Annotated in this window: 20 protein-coding genes; 17 read left to right on the top strand and 3 right to left on the bottom strand. The window is 68.4% G+C overall.

The features are described from left to right. On the top strand, positions 1 to 757 hold a 757-nt coding region (locus tag RMO30_RS12735), incomplete at its 5' end, for an alpha/beta fold hydrolase (RefSeq protein WP_309714140.1). Here RMO30_RS12735 and lexA read toward each other — a convergent pair. Beyond that, positions 754 to 1,422: a transcriptional repressor LexA gene (gene lexA / locus RMO30_RS12730; RefSeq protein WP_309714146.1), complete on the bottom strand. Its 669-nt coding sequence runs from the start codon at positions 1,420 to 1,422 to the stop codon at positions 754 to 756. The two genes, RMO30_RS12735 and lexA, sit on opposite strands and share 4 nt — an antisense overlap. 316 nt (positions 1,423 to 1,738) lie before the next feature. Here lexA and RMO30_RS12725 point away from each other — a divergent pair, with 316 nt between their 5' ends. The 7 genes from RMO30_RS12725 (at position 1,739) to RMO30_RS12695 (ending at position 6,665) form a co-directional block, all read left to right on the top strand. After that, positions 1,739 to 2,110: a LysM peptidoglycan-binding domain-containing protein gene (locus tag RMO30_RS12725; protein ID WP_309714138.1), complete on the top strand. Its 372-nt coding sequence runs from the start codon at positions 1,739 to 1,741 to the stop codon at positions 2,108 to 2,110. A gap of 30 nt (positions 2,111 to 2,140) precedes the next feature. Then, the gene (locus RMO30_RS12720; protein WP_309714136.1) at positions 2,141 to 3,229 is read left to right on the top strand and encodes a histidinol-phosphate transaminase; all 1,089 of its coding nucleotides are present in this window, start codon (positions 2,141 to 2,143) and stop codon (positions 3,227 to 3,229) included. Positions 3,230 to 3,318: 89 nt separating this feature from the next. Then, positions 3,319 to 3,939, top strand: a complete 621-nt coding sequence (gene hisB / locus RMO30_RS12715) for an imidazoleglycerol-phosphate dehydratase HisB (protein ID WP_309714135.1) — start codon at positions 3,319 to 3,321, stop codon at positions 3,937 to 3,939. A 2-nt stretch (positions 3,940 to 3,941) separates the two neighbouring features. Beyond that, positions 3,942 to 4,577 carry an imidazole glycerol phosphate synthase subunit HisH gene (hisH, locus tag RMO30_RS12710; RefSeq protein WP_309714133.1) on the top strand — a complete coding sequence of 212 codons (636 nt, stop codon included), beginning with the start codon at positions 3,942 to 3,944 and terminating at the stop codon, positions 4,575 to 4,577. 37 nt (positions 4,578 to 4,614) lie between these two features. Continuing rightward, on the top strand, positions 4,615 to 5,364 hold the full coding sequence (priA, locus tag RMO30_RS12705; protein WP_309714131.1) for a bifunctional 1-(5-phosphoribosyl)-5-((5-phosphoribosylamino)methylideneamino)imidazole-4-carboxamide isomerase/phosphoribosylanthranilate isomerase PriA: 750 nt from the start codon (positions 4,615 to 4,617) through the stop codon (positions 5,362 to 5,364). Positions 5,365 to 5,372: 8 nt separating this feature from the next. Continuing rightward, the gene (locus RMO30_RS12700) at positions 5,373 to 6,125 is read left to right on the top strand and encodes an SseB family protein (RefSeq protein WP_309714129.1); all 753 of its coding nucleotides are present in this window, start codon (positions 5,373 to 5,375) and stop codon (positions 6,123 to 6,125) included. Between the two features lie 48 nt (positions 6,126 to 6,173). Next, complete coding sequence (locus tag RMO30_RS12695) at positions 6,174 to 6,665, top strand: hypothetical protein (RefSeq protein WP_309714128.1); 492 nt, start codon at positions 6,174 to 6,176, stop codon at positions 6,663 to 6,665. Here RMO30_RS12695 and RMO30_RS12690 read toward each other — a convergent pair. Further along, positions 6,662 to 7,018 (bottom strand): DUF1844 domain-containing protein, encoded by a 357-nt coding sequence (locus RMO30_RS12690; RefSeq protein ID WP_309714144.1) that lies wholly within the window; start codon positions 7,016 to 7,018, stop codon positions 6,662 to 6,664. The genes RMO30_RS12695 and RMO30_RS12690 overlap by 4 nt on opposite strands. A gap of 211 nt (positions 7,019 to 7,229) precedes the next feature. Here RMO30_RS12690 and infC point away from each other — a divergent pair, with 211 nt between their 5' ends. From infC to pheT, 6 genes are all read left to right on the top strand, one after another. Then, positions 7,230 to 7,874: a translation initiation factor IF-3 gene (gene infC, locus RMO30_RS12685; protein WP_309714142.1), complete on the top strand. Its 645-nt coding sequence runs from the start codon at positions 7,230 to 7,232 to the stop codon at positions 7,872 to 7,874. Then, positions 7,867 to 8,061 (top strand): 50S ribosomal protein L35, encoded by a 195-nt coding sequence (gene rpmI, locus RMO30_RS12680; RefSeq protein WP_309714126.1) that lies wholly within the window; start codon positions 7,867 to 7,869, stop codon positions 8,059 to 8,061. The genes infC and rpmI overlap by 8 nt, the downstream gene beginning before the upstream one ends. A 45-nt stretch (positions 8,062 to 8,106) precedes the next feature. Continuing rightward, positions 8,107 to 8,487: a 50S ribosomal protein L20 gene (gene rplT / locus RMO30_RS12675; protein WP_309714123.1), complete on the top strand. Its 381-nt coding sequence runs from the start codon at positions 8,107 to 8,109 to the stop codon at positions 8,485 to 8,487. A gap of 150 nt (positions 8,488 to 8,637) precedes the next feature. Continuing rightward, positions 8,638 to 9,438, top strand: a complete 801-nt coding sequence (locus tag RMO30_RS12670) for an RNA methyltransferase (protein ID WP_309714121.1) — start codon at positions 8,638 to 8,640, stop codon at positions 9,436 to 9,438. An 11-nt stretch (positions 9,439 to 9,449) separates the two neighbouring features. Beyond that, a complete protein-coding gene (pheS, locus tag RMO30_RS12665) occupies positions 9,450 to 10,481 on the top strand; it encodes a phenylalanine--tRNA ligase subunit alpha (RefSeq protein WP_309714119.1) in 1,032 nt (343 codons plus the stop codon). A 2-nt stretch (positions 10,482 to 10,483) separates the two neighbouring features. Then, positions 10,484 to 12,964 (top strand): phenylalanine--tRNA ligase subunit beta, encoded by a 2,481-nt coding sequence (gene pheT, locus RMO30_RS12660; RefSeq protein ID WP_309714116.1) that lies wholly within the window; start codon positions 10,484 to 10,486, stop codon positions 12,962 to 12,964. A 95-nt stretch (positions 12,965 to 13,059) separates the two neighbouring features. On the opposite strand, the gene RMO30_RS12655 is transcribed toward pheT, so the two are convergent. Beyond that, positions 13,060 to 13,638 carry a DUF937 domain-containing protein gene (locus RMO30_RS12655; RefSeq protein WP_309714115.1) on the bottom strand — a complete coding sequence of 193 codons (579 nt, stop codon included), beginning with the start codon at positions 13,636 to 13,638 and terminating at the stop codon, positions 13,060 to 13,062. Between the two features lie 244 nt (positions 13,639 to 13,882). On the opposite strand from RMO30_RS12655, the gene argC reads away from it, so the two are divergent. The 3 genes from argC to argB all read left to right on the top strand — a co-directional run. Beyond that, positions 13,883 to 14,923: an N-acetyl-gamma-glutamyl-phosphate reductase gene (gene argC / locus RMO30_RS12650; RefSeq protein ID WP_309714113.1), complete on the top strand. Its 1,041-nt coding sequence runs from the start codon at positions 13,883 to 13,885 to the stop codon at positions 14,921 to 14,923. Then, positions 14,920 to 16,071 (top strand): bifunctional glutamate N-acetyltransferase/amino-acid acetyltransferase ArgJ, encoded by a 1,152-nt coding sequence (gene argJ, locus RMO30_RS12645; RefSeq protein ID WP_309714111.1) that lies wholly within the window; start codon positions 14,920 to 14,922, stop codon positions 16,069 to 16,071. The genes argC and argJ overlap by 4 nt, the downstream gene beginning before the upstream one ends. Next, the coding region (argB, locus tag RMO30_RS12640) for an acetylglutamate kinase (protein WP_309714109.1) at positions 16,068 to 16,942 on the top strand (875 nt) is incomplete at its 3' end. The genes argJ and argB, both read left to right, overlap by 4 nt.

The following is a 16,942-nucleotide window of genomic DNA, read 5'->3' as shown; positions in this document are numbered from 1 at the left end:
CATGCGACTCGCCGTGCACCGGTCCGGATCGGGACCTCGCGCGGCCGTGCTCATCCACGGAATGATGTCGGACCACCGCGCGTGGCACCGGGTCGCGGCCGAGCTTCAGGGCGACGGCTATCGCGTCATCGCGGTCGACCTGGCCGGGCACGGGGCGAGCCCGCGATCCCGACGGTATTCACCGCGCCGATGGGCTGCCGACGTCGTGGAGACGCTCGAAGCCGAACTCGACGGGCCGCCTGAGCTCCTGATGGGGCACTCCCTCGGCGCCCTGGTCGCGAGTCTCGTCGCCGAGCGGTTCGCGCCGCGGGTCGCCATCTATGTCGACCCCGCGTTCGCCTTTCCGCGCGGAGTGCGTGGGGTCGCGCTCAAGGCGATGTTCACCGTTTCGCCGCGGCCCGGTGCGTGGGTGCTGCGACGGCTCAATCCGGGATGGACGACTGCCGACGTCGAACTCGAAGTCGCGACGTTGCGGGTGTGGGACAAGCGCACGATCCTCGGCTTCGTGAACACTCGCCCTCTGGTGCCGCCGCTCAAGCTCGTCGCGCCGTCGCTCGTCATCCTTGCGGAACGGAGCCTGCTGATTTCTCGAGCTGTGGCCGAGAGCCTGCGACAGAGCGGCATGACGGTGACGACCATCGCCGGATCGGGCCACACCGTCTTCCGCGACGACCACGCCGGATTCATGCACCTCGTGCGCGGATGGGTCACCCGCCACACTTCGCTGCCGGTGGGCCACACGCTGCCGGTGGGTTAGACCGACCGCAGAACCGCGACGATCTTGCCGAGGATCTCGGCGTCATCGCCGACGATCGGCTCGAACGCCGAGTTGCGTGGCAACAGCCAGACGTGTCCGTCGCGCTGCCGGAAGACCTTCACCGTCGCCTCGCCGTCGAGCATCGCCGCGACGATCTCGCCGTTCTCGGCACTCTTCTGCTGACGCACGACGACCCAGTCGCCGTCGCAGATCGCAGCGTCGATCATCGACTCGCCGACGACCTTGAGCATGAAGAGGTCGCCTTTACCGACGAGCTGGCGGGGGAGCGGGAACACCTCGTCGACCTGTTGGTCGGCGGTGATCGGGATGCCGGCGGCGATGCGTCCGACGAGCGGCACCATCGCGGCGTCGCCGACGGGGATTCCGGAGTCCGACGACTCGGTGCCCGGCAGTTCGATGAGTACTTCGAGCGCTCGCGGTCGGTTCGGGTCGCGGCGCAGGTAGCCCGAGAGTTCCAGCTGGGTCAGCTGGTGGGTGACGCTCGACAGCGATGAGAGCCCGACGGCATCGCCGATCTCGCGCATGCTCGGCGGATACCCACGGGATGCGACAGAGCGCTGGATCATCTCGAGGATCGCGGTCTGCTTCTCGCTCAGCGAGGTGCGACGGCGCGTGCTGTTTCCAGAAGCGGTCTGGCGCTCCAGAGCGGCGTCTTGGTCCTGCGTGTCGTCCACGGTTTCCTCCTCGTGTTGCCGGTTCGGCGCCGATGTCGGTGGTCGGTGGTCGAATCATCCCGGCGATCGAAACTGTATCCGGTCACGGTCGCTCCAGCAAACATTCGTTCGAGTGTGTCGCCGAATCCATCGAGAAATCGAGCGGATGAGGTTGAACATATGTTCGATCGAAGGTATGTTCGGAACACAGATTCGCTTCCGGAGCCCCCGGCCCGGCCGCCAGGGGTTCCGGAAGCGGGACTACCGCCCGAAAGTTGGACCACCGCCCGAAAGCCAGGAGGACGAGATGACCGCAGTAGTGAGCTACCTGCCGACGCACGGCTTCCGTCCGGTGCAGCCCCCCGCCGCGCCGCGACTGCGCCTCAGCCGTCGCGGTCGCGTCGTCATTTCGGCCCTCGCAGCCATCCCGCTCGTGATCGCCGCGCTTGTCTTTGGACTCGGTGCCGGGGGAGCGGTGGCCACGCACGGCGCGGCCGGCGACTCGCTCACCTGGGTCACGGTCGATGGCGGTCAGTCCCTGTGGGATCTCGCTGCTGAGATCGCTCCGACCGAAGATCCGCGCGAGTTCGCCGCTCAGGTCGCAGCATTCAACCAACTTGACTCGACGGTGATCCAGCCGGGCCAAGAGCTCGCGATCCCACCCCAGTACTCGCCGTAGGGGCTCGCGAGGCTCAGTAGACTCCCGCGAGTGGTATCCCTCTCCGACCTTCCGCTGCGCGACGATCTCCGAGGAGCAAGCCCGTATGGGGCTCCGCAGGATGCCGTCCGCTACGCGCTGAACGTCAACGAGAACACCCACCCCATTCCCGAGGGCGTGGCGCGTGACATCGTCGAGTCGCTCGCCCACGCGGTGATCGGGGCCAACCGCTACCCCGATCGCGAGTTCGCCGAACTGCGGGGGGCGTTCGCCGGCTACCTCGGCCACGGGCTCGACGCGAGCCAGATCTGGGCGGCGAATGGGTCGAACGAGATCATCCAGCACGTGTTGCAGGCGTTCGGTGGACCGGGTCGCAGCGTGCTCGGCTTCCCGCCCACCTACTCGATGCACCCGATCATCGCGGCCGGTACCGGTACCGAGTGGGTCACCGCCGAACGGGATGCCGGATTCGTCATCAGCCCCGAGACGGCCGTCGCGGCGGTCGAGCGTACCGACCCCGACCTGGTGTTCCTCTGCGCGCCGAACAACCCGACCGGAACCCCGTTGTCGATCGAGGTGATCGAGGCCGTCTACTCGGCATCACGCGGGATGGTGTTCGTCGATGAGGCGTACGCGGAGTTCATGCCCGACGAGGTGCCGAGCGCCCTCACTCTGCTGCCCGGTCGTGAGCGCCTCATCGTGTCGCGCACGATGAGCAAGGCGTTCGCGTTCGCCGGGGTGCGGGTCGGCTACCTCGCTGCCGACGCCGCGGTGACCGACGCGCTCCGGCTCGTGCGGCTGCCGTACCACCTCTCCGCGCTCACCCAGGCAGCGGCCCTCGCCGCCCTTCGTCACGCGCCCGAGATGCTCGCCATGGTCGATGACATCCGCGGTCAACGCGACCGGCTGCTCACCGAGCTTCCGGTGCTCGGCTATCGGGCCCACGAGAGCCAGGCGAACTTCGTGTTGTTCGACGGGGTCGCCGACCCGGGAGCCACGTTCCGCGCGCTGCGCGAGCGCGACATCCTGATTCGGGATGTCGGTCTGCCCGGCGCGCTTCGCGTGACTGCCGGCACCGAGGATGAGACCTCGTATTTCCTCGGCGCGCTGGCGGCCCTGGGACAAGGTGGCGCTCGGTAGGTGGAGCGATAGGGCGAGGGCGCTTTCGCGCCGTCGCCGCGACCCCAGCGCCGACGGCCGTCTCGGCCGTCGGTCACTAGGCTGGCCACATGGCTTCCCGCACCGCCGGCTCCTCACGACGAGCCAGCCTTTCGCGCCAGACGAGCGAGTCGTCGATCGAGCTCAGCCTCGACCTCGACGGCACGGGCACGTCGAGCATCGACACAACTGTGCCGTTCTTCGACCACCTGCTGACGGCGTTCAGCAAGCACTCGCTCGTCGACCTGACCGTGAAAGCGTCGGGCGACACCGACATCGACGTGCACCACACCGTCGAAGACACCGCCATCGTGCTCGGGCAGGCCATCAAGCAGGCGCTCGGCGACAAGGCGGGCATCGGCCGCTACGGCGACGCGCTCGTGCCCCTCGATGAGGCGCTCGCCCAGGCGGTCGTGGATGTCTCCGGACGTCCGTACCTCGTACACAGCGGCGAACCGACCGGTTTTGCGCACCACCTGATCGGCGGTCACTTCACCGGCTCGATGGTGCGGCACGTCTTCGAGGCGATCGCGTTCAACGCAGCGCTCACGATGCACATCACCGTGATCGCGGGCCGCGATCCGCACCACATCGCGGAGGCGGAGTTCAAGGCGTTTGCGCGCGCGTTCCGCAAGGCGGTCGAACCCGACGCGCGGGTGACCGGCATTCCGTCGACGAAGGGCGCGCTGTAGCCGTGGCAGCCCAGAAGTCTGTAGTCGTCCTCGACTACGGCTCCGGCAACGTGCACTCCGCCGCGAAGGCGCTCGAACGTGCCGGCGCTGCGGTCGAACTCACCGCCGACCGGCAGCGGGTGATGGATGCCGACGGCCTTCTGGTGCCCGGAGTCGGGGCGTTCGCCGCCGTGATGGCTGCGCTGAACGACGTACGGGGCGGCGAACTCATCGAGCGCAGGCTCGCGGGCGGTCGCCCGGTTCTCGGGATCTGCGTCGGGATGCAGGTGCTCTTCGACCGCGGTGTCGAGCGGGGCGTCGACACCGAGGGCCTCGGTGAATGGCCCGGGGTCGTCGACGAACTGAAGGCACCCGTGTTGCCGCACATGGGGTGGAACACCGTCGACGCCGCGGACGACTCGGTGCTGTTCGACGGGATCCGCGACGAACGCTTCTACTTCGTGCACTCCTACGCTGCACGAAATTGGACCCTCGAGCCGTACGGGGCGTTCGCGCAGCCGCGGGTCACCTGGGCCGACCACGGTGGCCGGTTCGTGGCTGCTGCCGAAAACGGTCCACTCTCGGCCACGCAGTTCCACCCGGAGAAGTCGGGGGAGCCCGGCATCCGCATGCTCTCGAACTGGATCGGCACGCTGTGACGAGACGACTGGCTAGAGCGAGTACGCTTTCGACCTTGTGACCGAGTTCAACTCCGCTCCCAAGCTCACCCTGCTTCCCGCCGTCGACGTCGCCGACGGCAAGGCCGTTCGACTCACCCAGGGGGCGGCGGGCAGCGAGACCAGCTACGGCGACCCGGTCGAAGCCGCCGACAACTGGGCAAGCCAGGGTGCCGAGTGGATCCACCTCGTCGACCTGGATGCCGCCTTCGGCCGAGGCAACAACACCGCAGTCATCCGCAAGGTGATCAAGAACACTCCCCGCCGGGTCAACATCGAACTCTCCGGCGGCATCCGTGATGACGCGACGCTCGAGGCGGCGCTGGCGACCGGAGCGAAACGCATCAACCTCGGTACCGCCGCCCTGGAGAACCCGGAGTGGGCCGCCCATGTGATCGCCGAGTACGGCGAGGCGATCGCCGTCGGTCTCGACGTGCGCGGCACGACCCTCGCAGCGCGCGGCTGGACCCAGGAGGGCGGTGACCTCTGGCAGGTGATGGAGCGCCTCGAGGCGGCCGGCTGCTCGCGGTACGTCGTCACCGACGTGACGAAGGACGGCACCCTCAAGGGACCCAACCTCGACCTGCTGGCCCAGGTCTGCGCCCGCACCGACAAGCCGGTCATCGCATCGGGCGGCGTGGCCGACCTCGACGACATCGCCGAGCTGCGTGCACTCGTTCCGCAGGGGCTCGAGGGCGCGATCGTCGGCAAGGCGCTCTATGCCGGCGCATTCACCCTCGCCGAAGCGCTCGACGTCGCAGGCGACTGAGCCTCCTCGTGGCCCACGCCGACTCCGCCGGCATCCCGTTCGACGGGCGCGAGTTCCACGCGAACGCATCCGCGGATGACGATGGCTCGGCCGACGCGCGCCTCGTCGAGGCGGTGCTGCGGTTCCGTGCGCGTGAGCTGGGGATACCCGAGGTCGTCGCCGCACTCGGCACGGCTCGGCTGCTCGTTCCCCTCGTGACCGATCGCGGCGACGAGGGGATCGGCGCACACGGGCAGCTCGTCGACAAGACGCAAGAACTCGCCCTCGTCACGGTCGCCGGGCCGGACGGGCGCAGCGTGCTCCCGGTGTTCTCATCGGTCGACGCCATGCGGCACTGGAACCCGCTCGCGCGGCCCATCCCGGTGGCCGCACCGCGGGCGGCCCTCGCGGCCGCCGCCGACGAGGTGGGGGCGATCGTGCTCGACCCCGGCTCGCCGACCGAGTTCGCGCTGCGCCGAACCGCGTTCGAAGCACTCTCGACGGGGGCCACCTTCATCCCGTGCTTCACCGACGAGCGGGTGCTCGACGCGTTCCTGGCGGCGACCGTGGGGGAGCCGGCGGTGCGTGCCGTGCAACTCGCCCCCGGCGACCCGGACGCTCGGCTCGCCGGCCCGGAGCTGCTGGTGCAGCTCGCGCTCGAGGGTGGACTCGATCGGGCCGAATTGGATGTCCTACTGGTGCGACTCGGCGACGCCTGGGCGGCATCCCCCGTCATCCTCGACCGCGTCGACTCGATCGCCGTGCGCCTCGAGTCGCTCTAGCCGGTCTCATCGATGACGACGCCACGGAGTCTGACTACGCTCGGACGCATGGCAGTTCGGAGCGCCCTCGCCGCCGCGACCGATCTCGACGCCGTGCTCGTCGGGCGATGGGTTCCGCCGCCCGCGGTACGACGGGCCGCCACCCCGTGCGCGCTGGTTCTCGCAGCGGCGCTCGCTCTGCTCCCGCTCGCGCTCGGGTCGGGGTCGCTCGTCTTCGGCCTGCTCGTCGGGGGCGTCCTCGCGGCGGGCGCCGTGGGAATCTTCGTGTTCGTGATGTCGTGGCAGGCCGGGTCGCGGCTGATCGGCTACTCGCCGCGAGGTGTCTTCCTGCCGGACATCGCCGAGGTGGTGCGCTGGGACCGGATTGTGCGGGTGCACACCGGGGCTTCCACCTCCCGCAGCAGGGTCATCTCGATCGAGCTCTCCGACGTGGGTCGCATGGAGGTGGCTGTGCCGAGCACCATCACCGAGCCGGAGTATCGGGCATTCCTGGGTGCACTCGCGGGCGAGGCCGAGGCGCGGAACGTCCCGATGTCCTAGTTGACCGGGCCGGTGTACTTTTCGCCGGCGCCCTGACCGATCGGGTCGGGGATGGCGGAAGCTTCGCGGAACGCGAGTTGCACCGAGCGCAGCCCATCCCGCAAGGGTCGGGCGTGCACGTCGGCGAGGTGAGGGGCGGCTGCGGTCACCAACCCGGCGAGGGCGTCGATGAGTTTGCGGGCCTCGTCGAGGTCGACGCGCGGGTCGTCTTCCGCGAGCCCGCACTGCACGGCGGCGGCGGAGAGCAGATGCACGGCGACGGTGTTGATCACTTCAACCGCGGGAACCTCCGCGATGTCGCGGATCTCCGGCTCGACACTGGGTTGATCGAACGCGACGGGTGCCTCGTCGATGGTGCGGCCGAAAGCGTCAAGTGCCAAGTGCGGGGTCCTCTGCTATTCTCATACGGGCTCCGGGGCCATCTCCCCGGTAACGAAGCGGAGAATCCTCCCACCCGCCAACCGTTCCTAGGTTATCGGGTCGAATTTCACTCCGCCGGTCGTCGCGAGACGTTCGGTAGTCAGGGTGAGTGCGGAACGCTGTGACAGCAGCAGCGCCGTGTGGATGCTTCCTTCGTGTTCGACCAGCGAAAGGAACCCACTAATCAGCGATCCCAGAACGAACGACCGGATCCGCGTGCCCCAGGTTCGCCTGGTCGGCCCGGCAGGAGAACAGGTCGGCGTCGTCCGCATCGAAGACGCTCTGCGTCTCGCGCAGGAGGCCGACTTGGATCTGGTCGAGGTTGCACCCGACGCGACACCGCCCGTGGTGAAGATCATGGACTACGGCAAGTTCAAGTACGAACAGGCCCAGAAGCTCAAGGAAGCCCGGCGCAACCAGGCGAACACGATCCTCAAGGAAGTTCGTTTCCGCCTCAAGATCGACAAGCACGACTACGAAACCAAGCGCAAGCGGGCTGAGGGGTTCCTCCAGTCCGGCGACAAGGTGAAGGCCATGATCCTCTTCCGCGGTCGGGAGCAGTCCCGTCCGGAGCAGGGTGTGCGTCTTCTCCAGCGCTTCGCCGAGGATGTCGCAGAGTTTGGCACCGTCGAGTCCACCCCGACCATCGACGGTCGCAACATGGTCATGGTGATCGGCCCGCTGAAGAGCAAGGTCGACGCGAAGGCCGAAGCCCTGGCCAAGAAGGCCGAAAGCAAGCCCCAGCGCACAGAAACTGCGCCCCAAGAAGAGGAAACCAGCAATGCCTAAGCAGAAGACGCACTCCGGTGCGAAGAAGCGTTTCAAGATCACCGGCAGCGGCAAGGTCATGAAGCAGGGCGCGGGCATGCGCCACAACCTCGAGGGCAAGTCCTCGAAACTGACCCGCCGCCTGAACCAGGAAGTCGTCCTCGCCCCGCAGGACGCCAAGGTCATCAAGAAGCTTCTGGGCAAGTAAGCCCACTCGGATTTTGGCTCACAGAGCCGGACAAGGACAGAACAAATGGCACGTGTAAAGAGGGCGGTCAATGCCGCCAAGAAGCGCCGCACGATTCTCGAGCGCGCAGAGGGCTACCGCGGTCAGCGGTCGCGCCTCTACCGCAAGGCGAAGGAGCAGGTCACCCACTCGCTCGTCTACGCCTACCGCGACCGTCGCGCGAAGAAGGGCGAGTTCCGTCGCCTCTGGATTCAGCGCATCAACGCCGCGGCTCGCACGAACGGTCTGACGTACAACCGCCTCATCCAGGGCCTCGGCCTCGCGGGTGTCGAGGTCGACCGTCGCATCCTCGCCGAGCTGGCGGTCAACGAGCCCGCCGCTTTCGCGGGTCTCGTCGAGGTCGCCAAGAAGGCTCTGCCGTCGGACGTCAACGCCCCCGCCGCGTAACCTTCTCCGTCGCGCTTAGATGGATCCAGGTGAGGAGGGACCCCAATCAACGGGGGTCCCTCCTCACGCTTTCGGGTCCATCCGCTGCGGCGTTTCGAGGCGCACGCGAGCCTTCACCTCGCATTCACCCGGCGCACGTAGCCTGAAGGCATGATCGACAATCCGCGGTCGCCGCGGGTGCGAGCCGTTGCGAAGCTCGCGAAGCGCCATGCACGAGCCGACACGGGGGTGTTCCTCGTCGAGGGCCCCCAAGCCGTTGCGGAGGCTCTCGCCTTCCGTGCCGAGTTGCTTGTCGACATCTTCATCACCCGGTCGGCCCGCGATCGACTCACCGACATCGTGCAGGCGGCGACGGATCGCGGCATCGATGTCGTGCTCGTATCGGATGCCGTGCTCGACACGATGGCCGACACGGTGACCCCACAGGGGGTTCTGGCCACCTGCCGGCAGTTTCCGATCTCGATCTCCGATCTTCTCGGGTCGCGGCCTCGCCTGATCGCGGTGCTCGAAGAGGTGCGCGACCCCGGCAATGCCGGAACGATCATCCGTGCCGCGGATGCCGCCGGCGCCGACGGGGTGATTTTCACCGGCAAAAGCGTGGATGCCTACAACCCCAAGGTCGTGCGTTCGACGACGGGTTCGCTCTTCCACGTGCCGGTCGCGCAGAACGGAACCCTCGACGAAGCTCTCGCTGCCGTGCGGGGTGCCGGAATGCAGGTTCTCGCCGCCGACGTGAAGGGCGCGGATCTTCCGCGCGTGCGCGACATCCTCGGCGCGCCGACGGCCTGGGTGTTCGGGAACGAGGCTCACGGCCTCCCCGACGAGCTGCTGCGCCTTGCCGACCGGGTGGTGAAGGTACCGATCTACGGACACGCCGAGTCGCTCAATCTCGCGACGGCGGCATCCGTGTGCCTCTACGAGTCGGCGTTCGCGCAGCGGGCGGGCCAGTAAGCTCGCACTTCGTGTCCGAGATCACCGAAGCCGCCGTCACCCAGGCTGTTGACTCAGCACTCGCGGCGATCACGGCCGCCGGGGATTCAGCCGCGCTGAAGGCCGCCCGGGCAGCCCACACCGCTGACGGCAGCCCGCTCGCGAAGCTCAATGCGTCGATGCGCGAGGTGCCCGCCGACCAGAAGGCCGCCGCGGGAAAACTTGTCGGGGAAGCCCGCGCGCGGGTGAACGCGGCGCTCGCCGAGGCTGAGGGCCGCATCCTCGCCGCCGAGGAAGAGGCTCAGCTCGCGGCTGAGGCTCTCGACGTCACCGCGGTACCCTCGCGCAGGCGGCTCGGCGCTCGGCATCCGCTGTCGCTTCTGATGGAGCAGATGGGCGACATCTTCATCGGCATGGGCTGGGAGGTCGCGGAAGGCCCCGAGCTCGAGCACGCCTGGTTCAACTTCGACGCCCTCAACATCGACCCCGATCACCCGGCGCGCGGCGAGCAGGACACCTTCTACGTCGAGCCCGCCGACCGGAACCTGGTACTGCGCAGCCAGACCTCGAACGTGCAGATCCGGTCGCTGCTCGACCGCCCGCTGCCGCTCTACGTGGTTGCGCCCGGCAAGGTGTTCCGCAAAGACGAGCTGGATGCCACCCACACTCCGGTCTTCCACCAGATCGAGGGCATCGCGATCGACCGCGGCCTGACGATGGCGCACCTGCGCGGCACCCTTGAGCACCTCGCCCGGGCGATGTTCGGGCAGGGTGCGCAGATCCGCCTGCGCCCGAACTACTTTCCGTTCACCGAGCCGAGCGCCGAGATGGATGTCTGGCAGCCGAACGCCAAGGGTGGCGCGCGCTGGGTGGAGTGGGGTGGCTGCGGCATGGTCAACCCCAACGTGTTGCGTTCGGCAGGGGTCGACCCGACCGAGTATCAAGGGTTCGCGTTCGGCATGGGAATCGAGCGCACCCTCCAGTTCCGCAACGAGATGAACGACATGCGCGACATGGTCGAAGGCGATGTGCGGTTCTCGCAGCAGTTCGGGATGGTGGTGTAGCCGTGCGCATCCCGATTTCGTGGCTCGGCGAGTGGGTCGATCTGCCGCCCGAGGTGACGCTGGAGCACCTGCACGCGGCGCTCGTGAAGGTGGGCTTCGAGGAAGAAGACGTTCACGGCTTCGACGTGCAGGGCCCTGTCGTCGTCGGTCGGGTGCTCTCCTTCGAGGATGAGCCGCAGAGCAACGGCAAAACGATCCGCTGGGTCCAGGTGGATGTCGGCGAGGGGAACCCACGCGGCATCGTCTGCGGCGCCCACAACTTCGAGGTCGGCGACCTCGTGCCGGTGTCGCTTCCGGGCGCCGTGCTGCCCGGGCCGTTCCCGATCACGGCCCGCACGACCTACGGGCACGTTTCCGACGGCATGATCGCCTCGGAACGCGAACTCGGGCTCGGCGACGAGCACTCCGGCATCATGCGGCTGCACGAACGCGGCCTCGTCGGACAGCCGGGCGACGACGCGATCGCGCTGCTCGGCCTCGATGACGCGGCAGTGGAAATCAACGTCACCCCCGACCGCGGCTACGCGCTGTCGATCCGTGGACTTGCCCGCGAGTACTCGCACTCGACGGGGGCAGCCTTCCGCGACCCGGCGCTCGAGCCGGTGGTGGGGGAGGCGACCGGGTACTCGGTGATCGTCAATGACGCCACCCCGATCCGCGGACGCGTCGGCTGCGACGCCTTCGCCGCACGCGTCGTGCGGGGCGTCGACGCGACGCGACCCACCCCGTCGGGGATGATCGCGCGGCTGAAGCTCGCCGGCATCCGCTCGATCTCGTTGCCGGTCGACATCAGCAACTACGTGATGCTCGAACTCGGGCAGCCCACCCACACCTACGACCTCGGCAAGCTCGCCGGCGGCATCGTGGTGCGGCGTGCCGCTGCGGGGGAGCAGCTGGAGACGCTCGACGGCCAGGTGCGCAAACTGGATGTCGAAGACCTGCTGATCACCGACGAATCGGGTCCGATCGGGCTGGCGGGCGTCATGGGCGGCCTCGCGACCGAAGTGTCGGATGCGACCACCGACATCCTCGTCGAAGCCGCGCACTTCGACCCGGTGACGATCGCTCGGGCCGCACGTCGCCACAAGTTGTGGAGCGAAGCATCCAAGCGTTTCGAACGAGGCGTCGACCCGACGCTCGGACCGATCGCGGCTCAGCGCGTGGCCGACCTGCTCGTGCAACTCGCGGGCGGCACGATCGATCCGCTCGGTGTCGTCGTGCCGTATCTGGGTCAGCCGGTTCCGATCGCGTTTGCACCCGGTGACGCGGCCGCCCTGATTGGCGTCGACTACACCGACGACGAGGTGCGCGACGCGCTCACGCTCATCGGTGCAACCGTTGACGTGACGGTCGATCGCTGGACGGTCACCCCGCCGCCGTGGCGCCCCGACCTCGTCGATTCCCCGAGTCTGATCGAGGAGGTCGCCCGCATTACCGGGTACGACCGCATTCCCTCGCAGCTACCGACCGCCCCGCCCGGTCGTGGCTGGACGCGTGAGCAGGTCGCCCGTCGTCGGCTCGCACAGACCCTCGCGGCGGCCGGCCTCACCGAAGTGCTCGCCTATCCCTTCCAGTCGGCCGCGACGATCGAGCGGTTCGAGCCCGCGGCATCCGCCGTGCAGCTCGCGAACGCTCTCGACCCGCAGGCACCGTTCCTGCGCCGATCGTTGTTGCCGGGGCTGTTGGAGACGGCCCGCCGCAACCTGTCACGCGGGCTGACAGATCTGGCGATCTTCGAGATAGGCACCGTGTTCCGCCCCGACCCCGGGGTCGCCTACGGAACGGTCGAACTGCCCCCGGGCGCGGTGGAACTCGCGCCGGACGTGCTCGACGCGCTCACCACGGGTCTGCCGCCTCAGCCGAGCCGGGTCGCCGTGCTGTTCCTCGGCGACGTGGTCGCGAAGCAGCCGGGGGCCGCAGCTATCCCCGCAGGTCTTGCCGATGCCCTCGATGCGGTCTCGGATGTCGGCCTCGCGCTCGCCGCGGACATCCGCCGGTTCACCGGCTCGCACCCGGCCCTCCACCCGGGCCGTACCGCCGAGCTCCGCGTCGGCGACACCGTCGTCGGGATCGCGGGCGAACTGCTGCCGTCGCTCGCCCGCGAACTCGATCTGCCCGGGGTCGTCGCGGTCGCCGAACTCGACCTCGACGCCCTGCTTACGCTCGGGGCGACCGAGATCGCCGCCCGCCCGATCGGCACGCTGCCCGCAGCGACGCAGGATCTGTCGCTCGTGGTGCCTGCTGAGACACCGGCGGCCGATGTCAGGGATGCCGTCATCGAGGGCGCTGGCGAACTGTTGGAGGATGCGCGGCTGGTCGACGACTACCGCGGCGCCGGAGTACCGGAGGGATCGAAGTCGCTCACCTTCGCGCTGCGCTTCCGCGCCGCCGACCGCACTCTCACCGCCGCTGAGGCCACCGAGGCGAAACTCGCGGGTGTCGCCCTCGCCGCATCCCGCCTCGGCGCAACTCTCCGCGACTAACGTCACGTCAGCACTTGGCTCCAGCCGAGCGCAGACGGACCCCAATCGACGGGGGTCCAAGCGCGCACGGATGGAGCCAAGCGGAACCGCAGGGGCTACTTCTTGCCGCCGCCGAGCAGACCGCCGAGGATGCCGCCGAGCAGGTCGCCCGTCGAGTTCGACGAACCGGAGGACGATCCACCACCGAGGAGGCCACCGAGCAGGTCGCCGATGCCGCCCGACGTCGACTCCTCTTCCTTCGCTGCCGGCTCTTCCTTTTTGCCGCCGAGGAACTGCTCGGCCAGCCAGGCGAGCACGATGGGCGCAACGATCGGGAGGATCTGCTTGATGATGTCGCCCGTGACATCGCTAGCACCGGATGCCTTGGTGGCGCTCGCGGCGAGCTTGGTGGCGACGGCATCCTGCTTGTCGCCGTAAACGTTCTTCACGATCTTCTTGCCGTCTTCGGTGTCGATGTCCGCCACCCTCTTCTTGTGCACGGCGCCGCGGTCGTGGCTCAGGGCCTTCTCGAGCGACGCGGCCCCCTTCGGGTCTTCGGCGTTGGCGGCGAGGCCGGCCACGAGGCCCGGGACGATCTGCTGCACGGCGGCTTCGGCGACCGACTCGTCGATACCGAGCTGCTCGGCAATGTCGTCGACGGGGATCTGCTTGAGCAGCGAGCTGAGGTCAGCCATGGGTTCCTTCTTCCGGTTCTCAAGGCCGTAGTGAGCCCTGTTCACGAACCAGATTAGTGCGCGGTCCTGCACGGGGAGTATGGTCGAGGCGTGGAACTGACGCGGGACGACATCCGGAGCCTTGAGCTCCGTTCGATCCGCCGCGCGCGCCGACTCTAGGCGACGTCGCACCGCTGAGCCCACGTGAGTTCGCGCGACGTCGCCGCTGACAAGTCCTCGTCCGTCGAACCTGAAGGCCTCACCCATGTCTGTTTCCGTCGCCGTCGCTGGCGCGAGCGGCTATGCCGGTGGCGAGCTGCTGAGGCTGCTCTCCGCCCATCCCGAGTTCGAGATCGTCACCGTGACGGCTCACCAGAACGCCGGGCAACCGCTCTCGGCCGTGCATCCGCACCTCGTCTCGCTGCGTCACCTCGTGCTGCAGGAGACCACCCCGGCCGTGCTGTCGGGGGCCGACATCGTCTTCCTCGCGCTGCCACACGGAGCATCGGGTGCGATCACCGCGCACCTACCCGAGGACGTGCTGGTCGTCGACTGTGGCGCTGACCACCGGCTCACCGATCCCGAGGCCTGGGCCACTTTCTACGGCGGCGAGTATCACGGGGCTTGGACGTATGGGATGCCGGAGCTTCCGCTTGCGGGCGGCGGCAAGCAGCGCGCGAACCTCGCCGGTGCGACTCGCATCGCCGTGCCCGGATGCAACGTCACCGCGATCACCCTCGGGCTGGCTCCCGGCATCGCAGCCGGGGTGATCGCCCCCGACGACCTGGTTTCGGTTCTTGCGGTGGGCCCCAGCGGTGCGGGCAAGAGCCTGCGGCCCGATCTACTCGCCGCCGAGTTGCTCGGTTCGGCTTCGGCTTACCAGGTGGGCGGCATCCATCGGCACACCCCGGAGATCGTGCAGAACCTCGTCGCAGCCGGCGGGATGAACCCGACCATTTCGTTCACGCCGGTGCTCGTGCCGATGGCGCGCGGCATCCTGGCGACCTCGACGGCCAAACTCGTCGGCGACCCGAAGAACGTGCGGGCGGCGTGGGAGAGCGCCTACGCCGACGAACCGTTCGTGCACCTTCTACCCGCCGGAGTCTTCCCGAAATCGGGCGACACGACGGGTGCGAACACGGTACTCGTCGGTCTCGCCATCGACGAACGGGTCGGCCGGGTCGTCGTCGTGAGCGCGCTCGACAACCTCGTGAAGGGCACCGCCGGGGCCGCGATCCAGTCCGCCAACCTCGCGCTCGGCCTGCCCGAGACGCTCGGCCTCCCTCTCGATGGAGTCGCCCCGTGAGCACCACCCATGCGCAGGGCTTCGAAGCCGCCGGCATCGAAGTCGGACTCAAGTCGTCGGGAAACCCCGACCTCGCCCTGGTCGTGAACCGCGGCCCGCTTCAGAACGCGGCAGCGGTGTTCACCAGCAACCGCGCGAAGGCGAACCCGATCATCTGGTCGCAACAGGTCATAGCTGACGGCACGGTGAGCGCGATCGTGCTGAACTCCGGGGGAGCGAACTGCTTCACCGGCAGCGAAGGTTTCCAGACCACGCACCTGATGGCCGAGGCGGTCGGCCAGGCGCTCGGGATCAGCGCGGGTGACGTGCTCGTCTGCTCGACCGGTCTCATCGGTATGCAACTCGATCGCGAGAAGCTGTTGCCGGGCATCGCGAAGGCTGCGGCAGCCCTCTCCGACGACGGGGGAGCGGATGCCGCCGCCGCGATCATCACGACCGACACCCACCCCAAGACGGCCACCCGCGACGGCGATGGCTGGAAGATCGGCGGCATGGCGAAGGGCGCTGGGATGCTCGCGCCCGGGCTCGCAACGATGCTCGTCGTCATCACGACCGACGCCGATCTGACGAGCGACCAACTCGACCAGGCTCTCCGGGCCGCGACCCGGGTCACCTTCGATCGGCTCGACAGCGACGGCTGCATGTCGACCAACGACCAGGTGACACTGCTCGCGAGTGGCGCCTCCGGGGTGACGCCCGACCTCGACGCCTTCACCGCCGTGCTGACCGACCTGTGCCTCGACCTCGCGCAGCAACTGCAAGAGGATGCCGAAGGCGCGAGCCACGACATCATCATCGAGGTCGCCGGGGCAGCGACCGAGGAGGATGCCGTCGAGGTCGGCCGCTCGATCGCGCGGAACAACCTGTTCAAGGCGGCCATCTTCGGCAACGACGCCAACTGGGGCCGGGTGCTCGCCGCGATCGGCACGACGCAGGCGGAGTTCGACCCGTACGACGTCGACGTGTCGATGAACGGCGTGCGGGTCTGCGCGAAGGGCGGTCCCGACCGACCGCGCGAAGAGGTCGATCTCACGCCGCGGCGGCTGTTGCTGCAGCTCGACCTGCACGCGGGCGACGCGACGGCGACGATCCTCACCAACGACCTCACCCACGACTACGTGCACGAGAACTCGGCGTACTCGTCATGACTCCGGAAGAACTGGAAGCCGACGAGCGGGCGCTGGGTGCGGAGATCAAAGCCGGCACGCTGATCGAGTCGCTCGGCTGGTTGAAGCGCTTCTCGGGAAAGATCGTCGTCGTCAAGTTCGGCGGCAACGCGATGGTGAGCCCGGAACTGCAGCGCGCATTCGCCGAAGACATGGTCTACCTGCGCTACGTCGGCCTGAAGCCGGTCGTCGTGCACGGCGGGGGCCCGCAGATCACCGCGATGCTCGACCGGCTCGGCATCCCGAGCGAGTTCCGGGGCGGCTACCGGGTGACGACCCCCGAGACGATGGATGTCGTGCGCATGGTGCTCACCGGACAGGTGAGTCGCGAGCTAGTGACGCTCATCAACGAGCACGGCCCGCTCGCCTCCGCGATCTCAGGAGAGGATGCCGGGTTGTTCGGTGGGCGCAAAATGAGCGCATATGTCGACGGCGAAGCCGTCGACATCGGCCTGGTCGGCGACGTCGTGCAGGTCGACCCCGCGTCGGTTCTCGCGGAGGTCGACGCGGGGCGCATCCCGGTGGTGTCGTCGATCGCGCCCGACCTCGACGTTCCGGGCCAGTCGCTCAACGTCAACGCCGACTCTGCGGCCGCCGCACTCGCGGTCGCCCTCGGTGCCGAGAAACTGGTCATGCTCACCGACGTCGCCGGGCTTTACGCCGACTGGCCGAACCGCGACTCGCTGGTGTCGAACATCAACGCCACCGAGCTGCGCGCCCTGCTGCCGAAACTCGAGAGCGGGATGATCCCGAAGATGACCGCCTGCCTCGAAGCCGTCGCCGGCGGGGTGCCGAAGGCGGCGATCATCGACGGTCGCCGGCCGCACTCGGTGCTGCTCGAGATCTTCACGGA

Origin of the sequence: Pseudolysinimonas sp., assembly GCF_031389465.1 — a bacterium.
Classification (GTDB): Bacteria; Actinomycetota; Actinomycetes; order Actinomycetales; family Microbacteriaceae; genus Pseudolysinimonas_A.
Note: the sequence above shows the minus strand (reverse complement) of the source record. Positions and strands in the feature narration are given on the sequence as shown.

Bases quoted from the DNA above. Each gene is read 5' to 3' on its own strand.
- RMO30_RS12725 (WP_309714138.1), top strand. From the start codon at position 1,739: ATGACCGCAGTAGTGAGCTACCTGCCGACGCACGGCTTCCGTCCGGTG.
- hisB (WP_309714135.1), top strand. From the start codon at position 3,319: ATGGCTTCCCGCACCGCCGGCTCCTCACGACGAGCCAGCCTTTCGCGC.
- RMO30_RS12695 (WP_309714128.1), top strand. From the start codon at position 6,174: ATGGCAGTTCGGAGCGCCCTCGCCGCCGCGACCGATCTCGACGCCGTG.
- infC (WP_309714142.1), top strand. From the start codon at position 7,230: ATGCTTCCTTCGTGTTCGACCAGCGAAAGGAACCCACTAATCAGCGAT.
- rpmI (WP_309714126.1), top strand. From the start codon at position 7,867: ATGCCTAAGCAGAAGACGCACTCCGGTGCGAAGAAGCGTTTCAAGATC.
- rplT (WP_309714123.1), top strand. From the start codon at position 8,107: ATGGCACGTGTAAAGAGGGCGGTCAATGCCGCCAAGAAGCGCCGCACG.
- RMO30_RS12670 (WP_309714121.1), top strand. From the start codon at position 8,638: ATGATCGACAATCCGCGGTCGCCGCGGGTGCGAGCCGTTGCGAAGCTC.
- RMO30_RS12655 (WP_309714115.1), bottom strand. From the start codon at position 13,638: ATGGCTGACCTCAGCTCGCTGCTCAAGCAGATCCCCGTCGACGACATT.
- argC (WP_309714113.1), top strand. From the start codon at position 13,883: ATGTCTGTTTCCGTCGCCGTCGCTGGCGCGAGCGGCTATGCCGGTGGC.